This is a genomic window from Sorangium sp. So ce1335, assembly GCF_051521615.1.
Lineage (GTDB): Bacteria > Myxococcota_A > Polyangia > Polyangiales > Polyangiaceae > Sorangium.
The window spans coordinates 2,012,267-2,025,177 of record NZ_CP150363.1 but is presented as its reverse complement, the minus strand read 5'-3'; the positions used below and the strand labels follow the sequence as shown (position 1 = coordinate 2,025,177).

Annotated in this window: 11 protein-coding genes; 7 read left to right on the top strand and 4 right to left on the bottom strand. The window is 73.7% G+C overall.

Going from position 1 to position 12,911, the window contains the following annotated elements:
- Window positions 1–280 precede the first annotated feature (280 nt).
- The 5 genes from WMF24_RS07480 to ylqF all read left to right on the top strand — a co-directional run bounded on the left by WMF24_RS07480 (window position 281) and on the right by ylqF (window position 6,413).
- On the top strand, window positions 281–2,029 hold the full coding sequence (locus tag WMF24_RS07480) for a serine/threonine-protein kinase (RefSeq protein WP_437735673.1): 1,749 nt from the start codon (window positions 281–283) through the stop codon (window positions 2,027–2,029).
- A 163-nt stretch (window positions 2,030–2,192) separates the two neighbouring features.
- Entirely contained in the window at window positions 2,193–3,869 is a 1,677-nt protein-coding gene (locus WMF24_RS07475; RefSeq protein WP_437735672.1) for a rhomboid family intramembrane serine protease, read from the top strand.
- A gap of 76 nt (window positions 3,870–3,945) precedes the next feature.
- Window positions 3,946–4,665, top strand: coding sequence for a GNAT family N-acetyltransferase (locus WMF24_RS07470; RefSeq protein ID WP_437735671.1), 720 nt, complete (start codon window positions 3,946–3,948; stop codon window positions 4,663–4,665).
- Window positions 4,666–4,749: 84 nt separating this feature from the next.
- Window positions 4,750–5,460 carry a DsbA family oxidoreductase gene (locus WMF24_RS07465; protein ID WP_437735670.1) on the top strand — a complete coding sequence of 237 codons (711 nt, stop codon included), beginning with the start codon at window positions 4,750–4,752 and terminating at the stop codon, window positions 5,458–5,460.
- Between the two features lie 53 nt (window positions 5,461–5,513).
- A complete protein-coding gene (gene ylqF, locus WMF24_RS07460) occupies window positions 5,514–6,413 on the top strand; it encodes a ribosome biogenesis GTPase YlqF (RefSeq protein ID WP_437735669.1) in 900 nt (299 codons plus the stop codon).
- 59 nt (window positions 6,414–6,472) lie between these two features.
- On the opposite strand, the gene WMF24_RS07455 is transcribed toward ylqF, so the two are convergent.
- Window positions 6,473–7,045, bottom strand: coding sequence for an NADPH-dependent FMN reductase (locus tag WMF24_RS07455; protein ID WP_437735668.1), 573 nt, complete (start codon window positions 7,043–7,045; stop codon window positions 6,473–6,475).
- A gap of 421 nt (window positions 7,046–7,466) precedes the next feature.
- On the opposite strand from WMF24_RS07455, the gene WMF24_RS07450 reads away from it, so the two are divergent.
- On the top strand, window positions 7,467–8,390 hold the full coding sequence (locus tag WMF24_RS07450; RefSeq protein ID WP_437735667.1) for a DUF808 domain-containing protein: 924 nt from the start codon (window positions 7,467–7,469) through the stop codon (window positions 8,388–8,390).
- A 37-nt stretch (window positions 8,391–8,427) separates the two neighbouring features.
- Here the strand turns inward: WMF24_RS07450 and WMF24_RS07445 are convergent, their stop codons facing one another.
- Window positions 8,428–8,844: a DUF3037 domain-containing protein gene (locus WMF24_RS07445; protein ID WP_437735666.1), complete on the bottom strand. Its 417-nt coding sequence runs from the start codon at window positions 8,842–8,844 to the stop codon at window positions 8,428–8,430.
- On the bottom strand, window positions 8,825–9,691 hold the full coding sequence (locus WMF24_RS07440; protein WP_437738776.1) for a HipA family kinase: 867 nt from the start codon (window positions 9,689–9,691) through the stop codon (window positions 8,825–8,827). Before WMF24_RS07440 ends, WMF24_RS07445 begins: the two co-directional genes overlap by 20 nt.
- Before the next feature lie 158 nt (window positions 9,692–9,849).
- Here WMF24_RS07440 and WMF24_RS07435 point away from each other — a divergent pair, with 158 nt between their 5' ends.
- A complete protein-coding gene (locus tag WMF24_RS07435) occupies window positions 9,850–11,184 on the top strand; it encodes a YeiH family protein (RefSeq protein WP_437735665.1) in 1,335 nt (444 codons plus the stop codon).
- 233 nt (window positions 11,185–11,417) lie between these two features.
- Here WMF24_RS07435 and WMF24_RS07430 read toward each other — a convergent pair whose 3' ends face one another.
- Window positions 11,418–12,578 carry a hypothetical protein gene (locus WMF24_RS07430; RefSeq protein ID WP_437735664.1) on the bottom strand — a complete coding sequence of 387 codons (1,161 nt, stop codon included), beginning with the start codon at window positions 12,576–12,578 and terminating at the stop codon, window positions 11,418–11,420.
- Window positions 12,579–12,911 lie beyond the last annotated feature (333 nt).

Sequence of the window (12,911 nt, the reverse complement as noted above, 5' to 3'; positions counted from 1 at the left end):
GCTGCGCGCAGGTCGACGCGCGTCGAGCTGACCGCGCGCCGTGGGCAACCGCTCCACCTCTCTCGGATGGCCGCTGCGAGCAACAGCGAAGCACGTTTCGAGCAAGAACCAGCCGTCCGTGCGGCGGGATTGAATGATGACGACACCATTGGAATCACACGCCTCATTCGCTGTCATCATCGCCACACGCTGCGGCGGAGAGCGCCGCTACGCCCACATCGCCCCGTGACGCGCGCGGACAGCTCCGCTAATCGATCTCACCGGCTCACCGGCCCGCGCCATGGACTCTCCCTACGGCCTCCACGCTGGCAGCATCATCGGCGGCGACTTCGAGGTCGTGCGTCCGCTCGGCTCGGGCGGCATGGGCAGCGTCTATCTCTGCCGCCAGCGCAGCACCGCGCGCCAGCGCGCCGTGAAGGTCATGCACCCGCTGCGCGCGGTCGACCCCGAGCAGCGCCGCCGCTTCGAGCAGGAGGCGCTGGCCCCCGGGCTGATCGGGTCGCCCCATATCGTCGACGTGCTCATCGCCGGCGTCGACCCGGCGTCGAGCCTGCCCTACCTCGCGATGGAGCTGCTCCACGGCGAGACCCTCTCGGCCTGCGTCGCGCGGAGGGGCGCGCTCTCGGCCGCCGAGGCGCGCCGCGTCTTCGAGCAGCTCGGGCGCGCCCTCGAGGCCGCGCACAACGCGGGCATCGTCCACCGCGATCTGAAGCCCGAGAACGTCTTCCTCGAGGACGCCGGCGACGGCGCCGCGCCGCGGGTCAAGCTCCTCGATTTCGGCATCGCCAAGATCATCGACCAGGCGCGCGACTCGATGACGGGCGCCGTCGGCACGCCCCTCTGGATGGCCCCCGAGCAGACCGGCATGAGCTACGCGGCGCTCCCGCAGAGCGACGTCTGGGCCTATGGGCTGCTCGCGTTCTTCGTGCTCACGGGCAAGGTCTTCTGGCTGGGCCGCGGGCTCCCGGCGCTGCTGCGGGAGATCATGCTCGATCCGGTCCCCGCCGCGAGCCAGCGCGCGGCCGAGCTCGGGCTGCCGCCGCTCTCCGCCGGGTTCGACGCGTGGTTCGCCCGCTGCGTCGCGCGCGACCCGTTCACCCGGTTCACCAGCGCCTCGACCATGTGGCCCGTCCTCGAGCGCCTCCTCGACGCCGGCGCGCTCGCGCCCCCGGCGGCCGGGCCGCGCGCGCCCGGCGCCGCGGCGGCGCACCACCACCGCAGCGCGCCCCCGCCGGGAGCCGCGCTCGCCGGCGCGGACGCCGAGGAGCCGCCCCCGCCGAGCCACGCCCACAGCAGGACCATCGCGGTCTCGTGCTTCGAAGGCCACGACGATCGCGCGGCGCTGCCTGTCGCCGGCGCGCGCACCTACCCGCTCGATCGCGACGGCGAGGGCCGATCGGCGGCGCAGGACGACATGCGCCTCGCCGACGCGCGGCGGCCCGGGGACTCGGAGCCCGCGCGGCCGGAGTCCGCCTACCCCGCGCCCCCGGCGAGCTCGGCGCTGGCCCGCGGCCGGGGCAGCGGCGGGGCGGCGGAGCCGATCCTCCACGCGATAGACGACGATCACTGCGTCGCCACGTGGAAGGGCGTCCTCTTCCAGATATGGCACCGGCACACCATGCCGGCGGCGGTGCGCGGGGTCCGCGACGTGCTGCGCGAGCACGGCGGCGGGCTCCAGGCGACGCTCGTCATCCTCGAGGAGACGATGATCCCGGTGAGCAACGAGGCCCGCGCCTCGCTGGCGGAGCTCTCCAGGGACCTCGCGGCGAGCGGGATGTACGCGGCGCTCGTGTTCGAGGGCCACGGCTTCAAGGCGTCGCTCGTGCGCAACGTGGCCATCGAGTTCATCCTGCTGAGCCGCTCGCGGCTGCGTTACGAGGTCTTCAGCACCGTGAACGACGCCGTCGCCTGGATGATGCGCAACAGCCCGAAGCGAGACTGGCTCCGGGAGCTGCCGGGGGTCACGGAGGCGCTCCGCCGCGAGACGGCGCCGCACGCGACGAAGGCAGCCTCGGTGTTGTCGCGCTGACGAGGACGACAGGAGCGCGCGGAGCGCCCACGCTCGCGCCGCAGCGCCACGCTCGCGCCGCGGCCGCCCGCAGCGCTACGCTCGCGCCGCGGCCGCCCGCAGCGCCACGCTCGCGCCAGGGCCGCCCGCAGGAGGAGAAGACAGCTTGGTGGAGCTTCCGCACATGGACCGTGGGCCCGGGGACGACGCTGCGGATCGGCACGAGCGCCTGCTCGCCGCGCTGTACGGGCGAGGCGACCTCGTGCTGCTCCGCAGCGACGCGGGCGTCTCGGAGCTCGCCGGGCGGACGGCTCCCCTCCGGATCGTGCTCGTCACGGCCGCCGACGACGCCCCGGCCGATCAGCTCCGCGCCCGGATCGCGCCGCTGGTGAAGGCGGCGCGCCTCGGCGGGCCGCCGACGCACTTCGTCCTCGTGGGCGGCGGCGCCGCCGCGGGCCGGGCCGCGCTCGCCGGGGCGGCGCCCTTCGTGCAGCCCGTGCGGATGGGCTTCCACCACGTCGACGCGGCGGGCGCGCTCGCGCGCGTCAAGGGACCGGCGCTGCCGGCCCTCGACGAGGCCGCCGCGCGCCTCGCCGACGCCGCCCCGCTCGGGCCCGAGGCGCTCGCGGGGGCGCTCGCGGAGGGGCGGGCGCTGGCGCAGACGGAGCGCGCGATCGTCGACCGGCTGACGGGCAGCCGCCGCGTCACCGCGGTGATCGTGATCGCGTGCGCCGCGCTCCTCGCCGTGAGCTACGCCTTCGGCTCCGGCACGCACGAGATGGCGCTGTGGCGCATGGGCGCGAACAGCGGCGAGGCGGTGCGCCGCGGCGAGGTGTACCGGCTCCTCGCCTCCGCCTTCCTCCACGCCGATCCGGTGCACCTGTTCGTCAACATGCTGGCGCTCTGGTCGTTCGGCCCGATGCTCGAGGCGCTCTTCGGCCCGCGGCGCTACCTCCTGCTCTACGGCGCCTCGGCGCTCGGCGGGTCGCTCGCGAGCAACCTCCTGGACGACCGGTGGAGCGTCGGCGCCTCGGGCGCGATCTGGGGCCTCATGCTGGCCGGCATCGGCGTCGCGCTCCGGCCGCACGGGCTCCTGCCCCCCGCGATGATCGCGCAGATGCGCAGCCGCGCGTGGTGGCCGCTCGGGCTCAACCTCGCGTACAGCTTCCAGCCCGGCGTCGACCTGCTCGCGCACCTCGGCGGCGGCGTCGTCGGCTTCGCGCTCGTCGTCACCGTCCTGCCCCGGGGCCTCACGCCGGTCGAGCAGCGCGCGCGGCCGACCGACGCAGAGCCGAGGCCGCGCCCGCTCCTCTCGGCGGCGGCCGCGCTCACGGCCGCGGCGATGGCGCTGTCCGTCGTCGTGGCGCTCGCCGCCGGCCGCCCCTGGGAGCTCGCCGCGCCGCCGGCGCTCACGCGCACCGCGGTCGGCGACACGGGCGTCGCGCTGGACCTGCCGCAGGCGGCCGTCGAGGCCGCGGCCGTGGAGGATCTGGAGGGCGTCCGCTTCTACACCTACGGGCGGCTGCCCGAGACGACCGTCATGTTCCAGCTCGCGATCTTCCCGCTCCCGGGCGAGGTGCCGCCCGACCAGCTCGACGAGCTGCTCGAGCAGGAGCGCAGGACGCTCGACGAGCGGCGGCCGGCCGGCGCCGTCGCGAAGGGCCCGGCGACGCGCGTCACGCTGGGCGGAAGGCCCGCGGTGAGCGTCAGGAACGAGCTCCCGAACGGGGTCCAGGTGGTGAGCACCATCGTCGTGCTCGGGGACAAGGAGGTGGTCCTCCAGGCCTACTCGACGAAGGATCGGCCTGCGTCGTGGGCCGGCATCGAGGACAAGGTGGCGGCGACCCTCGGATCGCCCTGAGGGCCGCTGCAGACGGCGCCCGCTGCGGCGGCGGCGCGCGCCGCGCGAACGAACGACCCGACGGAGACTGAATCGCATGGAGCACAGCAATCCCCTGGGGCAGCCCATCGGCCGCCCCCTCCCCGGCTGGACGCCGCGGCCCTTGCCGCCGCGCGATCCGCTGATCGGCCGGACCTGCCGCGTCGAGCCGCTCGACCCGGAGCGGCACGCGGCGGACCTCCACGAGGCCGACCTGCTGGACGCCGACGGGCGAAGCTGGACGTACCTGCCCTATGGGCCGTTCGCGACCCTGAAGGACTACCGCGCCTGGATGGACGCCACGTGCCGGGGCGACGATCCCCTGTTCCACGCGATCGTCGACGCGGCGACGGGGCGGGCGGTCGGCGTCGCGAGCTACCTGCGGATCGACCCCAAGAACGGCGTCATCGAGGTCGGGCACCTCCACTATTCACCGCGGCTCCAGAGGACGCCGGCCGCGACCGAGGCGATGTACCTGATGATGCGGCGCGCGTTCGACGAGCTCGGCTACCGGCGGTACGAGTGGAAGTGCGACGCGCTCAACGCCGGCTCGCGCGCGGCGGCGGCGCGGCTCGGGTTCCGCTTCGAGGGCGTGTTCCGGCAGGCCACGGTGTACAAGGGGCGGAGCCGCGACACCGCGTGGCACGCGATCATCGACGGCGAGTGGCCCGCGGCGAAGGCGGCGTTCGAGCGCTGGCTCGACCCGTCGAACTTCGACGCCTCGGGCCGCCAGCGGCTGAGCCTCTCCGCGCTCATGGGCGTCGCGAAGCCCGGGTGAGCCGCGCCGCCTCGAAGGCGGCGCCAGGTCGCGGGCGGCGAACGCGCCTGGCCGGCGGCGCCGCGGCGGCCTACGATGACCGCCGTGAAGAAGCTCCGCATCGACATCTGGTCCGACATCGCGTGCCCCTGGTGCTACGTCGGCAAGCGCCGGCTCGAGGCCGCGCTCGCCAGGTTCCCGCACCGGGACGCGGTCGAGATCGCGTGGCGCGCGTTCGAGCTGGACCCGACGGCGAAGCGCGTGCTCGACGCGGAGGTCTCCTACGCCGCGCGGCTCGCCAGGAAGTACGGCACGTCCGTCGCCAGGGCGGAGGGGATGATCCGGCAGATGACCGACGTGGCCGCGGCGGACGGGCTCGACTTCCACTTCGAGAAGGTCCGGCCCGGCAACACCTTCGACGCGCACCGCGTGCTGCACCTCGCGGCGGAGCGCGGCGTGCAGGACGCGGTGAAGGAGCGGCTGCTCCGGGCCTACATGACCGAGGGCGAGGCGATCGGCGAGCCGGAGGTGCTCGCGCGCCTCGCCGGCGAGGCGGGGCTCGACCCGGCGGAGGTCCGCGCGGCGCTCGCGGGCGACGCGTTCGCGGCCGAGGTGCGGGCCGACGAGGCCGAGGCGCGCGCGATCGGCGTCACGGGCGTCCCCTTCTTCGCGTTCGGCGGGCGGTACGGCGTCTCCGGCGCGCAGCCGGCGGAGGCGCTCCTCGGCGTGCTCCAGCGGGCGTGGGACGAGGCGGCCGACGAGCCCGACCCGGCGTTCGCCGAGGGCGCGGCCTGCGGCCCGGACGGCTGCGCCTGATCCTCGGGGCGTGATCCTCGGGGCGTGGTAGAGAGCGACGCGACAGGCGACCGATGTCGATTCAATGGTATCCCGGCCACATGACGAAGGCTCGGCGGGCGATCGCCGAGTCGATGCCGTCGCAGGACGTCATCATCGAGGTGCTCGACGCCCGCATGCCGCGGGCCAGCGAGAACCCCGTCGTGGCCGAGCTGCGCGGCCAGAAGCCGTGCATCAAGGTGCTGAACAAGAGCGATCTCGCCGACCCGGCCGTCACGAAGGCGTGGCTCCGCCACCTCGAGGCGGAGCACCCGGCGCCGTCCAGCGGGTCGCCGCCCGGCGGCCAGGTGCTCGCGATCGCGATCGCCGCGAGCCAGTCGTCCGAGGCGCGGCGCCGGATCCCGGAGCTCTGCAAGCGCCTCGTGCCGCCCAAGAACGGCCCTGGCAAGGTGGTGCGGGCGATGATCGTCGGCATCCCCAACGTCGGCAAATCGACGCTCATCAACACGCTCATGGAGCGCAAGGTGGCCAAGGTCGGCGACGAGCCCGCGGTCACGAAGAGCCAGCAGCTCGTCACCCTGAAGAGCGGCATGGCCATCTCCGACAACCCGGGGATCCTCTGGCCCAAGATCGATGACGAGGCGGCCTCGTTCCGCCTGGCCGTGGGCGGGGCGATCCCGGACACGGCCATCGATTACCAGAGCGTCGCCCTCTTCGCGGCGGGGTACTTCCTGCGGCGCTATCCGGAGCTCCTCGCCGCCCGGTACAAGCTGGCGGAGCTGCCGGAGACGGCCGCCGCGCTGATCGAGGAGATCGGCCGCCGCCGCGGCTGCCTGCGCAGCGGCGGGGCGGTCGACCTGCACAAGGCGTCGGACATCCTCGTCCACGACTTCCGCGCCGGCCGGCTCGGGCGCATCAGCCTGGAAGAGCCGCCGGGGCTGGAGGACCCGTCGGGCATCGAGGAGAGCGCCTGAGCGGCGCGGCGCCCGGTCGGCCTCACCAGGACGCCTCCGCCGCGACCGCGCCTCCGTCGCTAGGCTGCCTCCTCCGACGCGGCGCGCTTCGCGCCGACGATCGCGCGGGCGAACCACAGGTACTCGTCGAGGAACCGCTCGGTCGACTTGACGATGTGCTCGCCCTTCGCCTCGAGCGACTCGTCGAACGCGTTGTGGACCTCCGGGACGAGCAGCTTCGTTGGTACAGGGAAGGCGCCGAGGCTCAGGATCACGTGCTGGAGCTGGGTCGACGCGTTGATGCCCCCGAGCTTCCCCGCCGAGACAGCGGCCACGCCGATCGGCTTCTTGCCGAACTCCTCCCAGAAGTAGTCCAGGGCGTTCTTCAGCACGCCGGAGAAGCTGCCGTGGTACTCCGGCGTCACGAACACGAGCCCATCCGCCTCGCGGAGGCGCGCGCTCAGGCCATGGACCCTCGCCTGGAGCTGCGGGTGCCGGCTGGCGCGCTCGTCCAGGATCGGCAGCGGGCTCTCGGCCAGATCGATGAGATCCGTGGCGATGCCCCTCTTCTGGAGCTCCCTCTCCAGGTGCTGCGCGACCTTGTGCGACTGCCTCCCGGTCCTCGTGCTGCCCAGCAATATGCCTATCCTCATGATGGCCTCCTCCAACGACGTTTGCGTCTGACGCCTGCGCCCGAACGTCACGCGTCACGCGGCGAGGCGCCGCTCCGCCGGCGCCGGCTCCGCCCGTCGCCAGCGCGCATCCCTCGGGGAAGCGGCCGGCCGACGCCCGTGCTGACGTCCAGATGCGTTGAAGGTAAACCGGGCTGTCCATCGTGTCGGATCGCGCGCCAAGGCGTTGGACAGTGTCCAATCCCTCGTCAGGGCCGGTCGGGCGGGCTGCGTTTCACGGCGCCGCGTCGGCGGCGCGTGCTAGGCTCGCCGGTCGACGTGGACGCCCAGGATCTTCGGGCGGCGGCCGGCGCCCGCTAGCATGGGGGCCGCGGCATCGCCGGACGACGCGGGCGCCGCGGCGACGTCATCTACCCCATCCCATCGACGAGGACCTCACTCCATGGCCGGAAGCAGCCTGCTCGCCCTGATCGACGACATCGCCACCGTGCTGGACGACGTGGCCGTGCTGACCAAGGTGGCCGCCAAGAAGACCGCCGGCGTGCTGGGCGACGACCTGGCGCTGAACGCCCAGCAGGTGACGGGCGTCACCGCCGACCGCGAGCTGCCGGTCGTGCTGGCCGTGGCCAAGGGCTCGCTGCTCAACAAGGCCATCCTGGTGCCGGCGGCGCTGGCGATCAGCGCCCTCGTGCCCGTGGCGATCACCCCGCTGCTGATGCTCGGCGGCGCCTTCCTCTGTTACGAGGGGTTCGAGAAGGTCGCCCACAAGCTGCTGCACACAGAGGACGAGGACGCGGCCCACCACGCCGAGCGCGTGCAGGCGATCACCGACCCGAAGATCGACCTCGTCGCGTTCGAGAGGGACAAGATCAAGGGCGCGGTGCGCACCGACTTCATCCTGTCGGCCGAGATCATCGCGATCACGCTCGGCACCGTGGCGGACAAGGGCTTCGGCACGCAGGTCGCCGTGCTCACCGGCATCGCCCTGCTCATGACCGTCGGCGTCTACGGCCTCGTCGCCGGCATCGTCAAGCTCGACGACGCCGGCCTCCACCTGAGCCGCCAGCGCAGCGCGGCGCAGCAGTCGCTCGGCCGCGGCATCCTGAAGGCGGCGCCCTGGCTGATGAAGGCCCTGTCGGTCGCCGGCACGGCGGCGATGTTCCTCGTCGGCGGCGGCATCCTCACGCACGGCGTGCCGATGCTGCACCACCACATCGAGGGCATGACAGCGGGCGCCGGCCCGGTGCTCGGCGCGTTCGTGCCGTCGCTGGCCAACGCCGTTGTCGGCATCGTCGCCGGCGCGATCGTGCTGGGCGTCGTGACCGCGGTGAAGAAGGCGCTGGGCCGCGACAAGGACGGCCACTGATCGCGGGCCTGATCGCAGGACCGAGCGCGGGCGCCGCTCAGCCCGGCCGCACCAGCGCGGCGAGCAGCCGCTCGAGCGCCGCGGCCGGGTCGGCGCAGAGGCCGGCGTGGACGCGCGAGGGCTGGACGATGGTGCTCGCCGGGGAGACAACCCAGCCGAAGCGCTCGGCCTGGGGGAGCCCGGCGACGTGGCCGCACGCCGCGTCGCCCGCGCAGACGCGGCGGAGGAAGTCGAGGTGGCCGCGGACCGCCTCGAGGTCGAGCGCGGGCCACAGGGCGAGGAGGCGCCGCTCGTCGGGCTCGCACCGCGCCTCGAGGAAGCCCCGCGCGCGGCAGAAGAGGACGACCCCGACGTTGACGCGCTCGCCGCGCTCCACGCGCGGGACCACGCGCAGCACGGCGTAGTCGAAGGCGTCGGCGGCGTCGCGCCGCGGGCTATCGTCGGGCGCGGGCATCGAGCGCCTCCTCGACGAAGCCCCGCGGCGACGCGAGGCGGTGGGTGAGGTACGCGACGTACTGCGCGCGCCGCGCGTCGGCGCTCGGCGCGGCGGAGGGCGTCGGCGCCTCGCCGTCGACGAGGCTGTAGAACGCCGACGCGCGCCGCTCCCCGACGAGCCGGACCGGCGGCTCCGGCTCGACGAGCCACGCGTCCGGGATCGCGGCGACGATCTCCGCGATCCGCGCGGGCGTGAGCCGGGCGCTGAGCGCGGCGTCGGCCGCGGCGATGTCGCGGGCGAACGGGAGCAGCACGTGGCTCTTGATGAGGGGGAACCTGTCGGGCGCGTCGGCGAGCGGGTCGGTCGCGTCGGTCCAGGCGTGGTGGACGTAGAGCGCCGCGCCATGGTCGATGAGCCAGAGGCGGCGGTGCCACAGGAGCAGGTTCGGGTTCTTGGGCGTCCTGTCGACGTTGCTCACGAAGGCGTCGAACCAGACGACGGCCGACGCGAGCGCCGGGTCGAGCTCGGCGCCGGCGAGCGGCTGGAACGCGAGCGACCCGGGCAGGTAGTCGAGCGCGAGGTTCAGGCCGGCGCTCGCGGAGAGCAGGTCCGAGAGCTCCGGGTCCGGCTCGGCGCGCCCGAACTCCGGATCGAGCTCGATGAAGACGATCTCCGGCACGGGCAGGCCGAGCGCGCGGCCGATCTCGCCGGCGACGAGCTCCGCGATGAGCGCCCTGGGCCCCTGGCCGGCGCCGCGGAGCTTCACGACGTAGAGCCCGTCGTCGTCCGCCTCGACGATGGCCGGCAGCGAGCCGCCCTCGCGGAGCGGGGTGACGTAGCGGGTCGTGTGGACGGTTCGGATCATGCGGACCTTGGCGACCTCGGCGGCCAGCGCCTCCGGTCGGACGGCGGTAGTTGACGACATCTCGGCGCGTCATTCCAGCGCATCGTTCCAGTGCGTCATTACAGCGCGTCGCGCGTCCAGTGGCCCCCCTGCCCCGACCTTCGATACCGTCGCGGCCCATGACGACCCAACCAGCGCCCGCCCCGGATGCGCCCGCCGCACCGGACGACCGCCCCCCCGCCGCGCCCCTGCCCTTCTGGCGCAACGAGGACTGGATCGCCGTCATCCTCGGCGCCCTGACGCTGCTCCCCGTGCTCGCCGGCCTCCGGCCCGCGCTGCCGAAGCTCAAGTGGGGCAGCGCCGCCGAGCTGACGGCCACCGTCCTCTCCCCGGCGAACCTCCTCGCCACCCTCCAGATCGGCCTCGTCCTGCTCGCCATCTCCGCGGTCGGCGTCGCGCTCCTCGGCCGCGACCTCCCGCGCCACGCGCTCGGCTTCCCTGTCGTCTACGCGCTGAGCTGGCTCGCGCAGGTGCTCGCCGGCAACGCCGCCGTCCATCACTACGGCATCGAATACGTCATCTTCGCCCTGCTGCTCGGGCTCTTCGTCAGCAATGTCGTCGGCGTGCCCGGCTGGCTCCGCGAGGCGGTGCAGACCGAGTTCTACATCAAGACAGGCCTCGTCATCCTCGGCGCGAACATCCTGTTCCAGGAGATCCTGGAGGCCGGCGCCCTCGGCATGCTGCAGTCGCTGCTCGTCGTCGTCGTCGTCTGGTATGCCTGCTTCTGGCTCGCGCGCCGCCTGCGCGTCGACGACGAGTTCGCGGTGATGCTCTCGACCGCGGTGTCGATCTGCGGCGTCTCCGCGGCGATCGCGGCGTGCGGCGCGATCCAGGGCGACCGCAGGAAGCTGTCGTACGTCACGTCGCTCGTCCTGCTCGTCGCCCTCCCGATGATCTTCCTCCAGCCCTGGCTGGTGAAGGCGCTCGACATCCCCGATCTCGTCGGCGGCGCGTGGCTCGGCGGGACGCTCGACACGACCGGCTCCGTCGTGGCGGCGGGCGCCCTCATCAGCGAGCGCGCGCTCAAGGCCGGCACCATCGTCAAGTTCTCCCAGAACGTCCTCCTCGGCGTCGCCGCGTTCTCCCTCTCGCTCTGGTGGACGATGCGCAAGGCGCGCGAGGGCGAGCCCCGCCCGAGCGGGCGCATGATCTGGGAGCGATTCCCCAAGTTCGTGCTCGGGTTCCTCGCCACGTCGCTCCTCTTCTCGTTCCTCGTCGACCCCGGCGTCGTCAAGGACACGAAGGCGCCCCTCGGCGGCCTGCGCACCGCGTGGTTCGCCCTCGCGTTCACCTCGATCGGCCTGGAGACGCGCTTCGGCTCGCTGCTGAAGATGGACGGCGGCCGCCCGGCGCTCGCCTTCGTGGCCGCGCAGGTGGTCAACCTGATCTGGACGCTGCTGATCGCGTATCTGCTCTTCGGCGGGCTCCTCTTCGAGCCGCCGCCGATCCGCTAGAACAGCGATCACGTTGAGCGAGCGAGAAATGAACCGCCAAGACGCCGAGGACGCCAAGAAGACGACAATATCTTGGCGTCCTTGGCGCCTTGGCGGTTCGAAATTCTGCTCGTTTCAGGCGGGTTCAACCCGTTTGTCGCTCTGGCCAGTCGCCGCCGCGCGCGGGCCCGACGGCGGGCCGGGCGCTCGCTCCGCGCAGCCGCGCGAGAACGAGCGCCGCAGGCCCTCCTGGCTCACTCGCCGAGGTGATCCAGCCGCGATCCCACCACCGGCAGGTAGTCGCCGAGCAGGAATCCATCCAGGCCGTCCGTGAACAGGAACGGGCCGACCACATGGTCCACCTCGCCGCTCGCGCCGCCGGCGCCGCCCTCGCCGCCGCTCGTGCCGCCCGCGCCGCCCTCGCCGCCGCTCGTGCCGCCCGCGCCGCCGTCGCCGCTCGTGCCGCCCGCGCCGCCCGTGCCGGTCGCGCCGCCCTCGCCGCTCGTGCCGCCAGCGCCGCCCTCGCCGGTGGCGCCGCCCGTGCCGGTCGCGCCGCCCTCGCCGCTCGCGCCGCCGGCGCCGCCCTCACCGGTGGCGCCGCCCGTGCCGGTCGCGCCGCCCTCGCCGCTCGCGCCACCGGCTCCGCCGTCACCGGGCGCGCCGCCCGTGCCGGTCGCGCCGCCCGCGCCGCCCTCGCCGCTCGTGCCGCCGGACCTCGTGACGGTGATGGAGTCGACGTAGACGACGGTCGGGTTGGCCCAGGGCCCCGCCGTACCAGCGTCGACCTTGATGCCGATGCGCCTCACCGCCGAGCTCACGAACGCCGCGTCCCCCGCAGCGGCGGTGTCGACGTCGATGGTGAGGTCCGTCCACTTGCCGAGTTCGCTGAGGTCCGTCCACGCCCAGGGGACGCCGACCCAGTTCTGATCACCGCCGTTCTGCACGTACGTCTGCACGCCACCGCCGGTGGCAGCGTGAGCCTTCACACGGAACGTGACGGTGGCGCCGGTCAGGTCGACGAGCTCCGGGAAGTCGAACTGGAACAGCGTCCCTGTGCCGGCCTCGGTGAGCGGCACGGCCAGCCGGGCGCAACCGGAGCAGCTCTCGTCCTCGCCGGGGCCGATGTCCGGCGGGGTCGTATCGCCCCCGCCGCCGCCTTCGTTCGTGCTGCCGCCGCCGCCCAGGCCGCCCTCGCCGCCCTGGCCGCCCTCGCCGCCTTGACCGCCCTCGCCGCCGGACCCCGTGGTGGCCGAGCTGGTCGTCGAGCTCGGCGACGTGCTGGAGCTGGAGGAGGTGCTCCCGCCGCCGGTTCCACCGGCGCCGCCGCTGCCGCCGCCGTCGTCGTCGCCGCAACCCGCCATGGCGAACGCGCCGACCAGCAATCCATACATCGCCAAAGAAAGAACTGATCTCATCGCATCCTCTCTATCTGTCCCACGAAGGGTCGCGCGGCTGAGATTGCCGTTCGCCGTACCTGCTCTTGTCGTACCGGAGCTCTCTCCGAACCCGCCGCGCGGGCGCGACGTTATCCCGAAGCCGGAACTTTCTCAACGGTGCAGGTGAATGTTTCCACGAGGCGCCCGGCGCACCGGGCGATCATCGTTCGTCGGCCCCGCTGCCAGCGTGGGAGAGCGGCTGAAGCACCGGCGCAGGAGGACAGATCGGGATTCAGGGCCCGGGCGTCGCGCGGCAGGGCGCGCAGGTCGAGCTGCGCGGGAGAGCGAGCGCGCAGACCTGCGCGGGAGAGC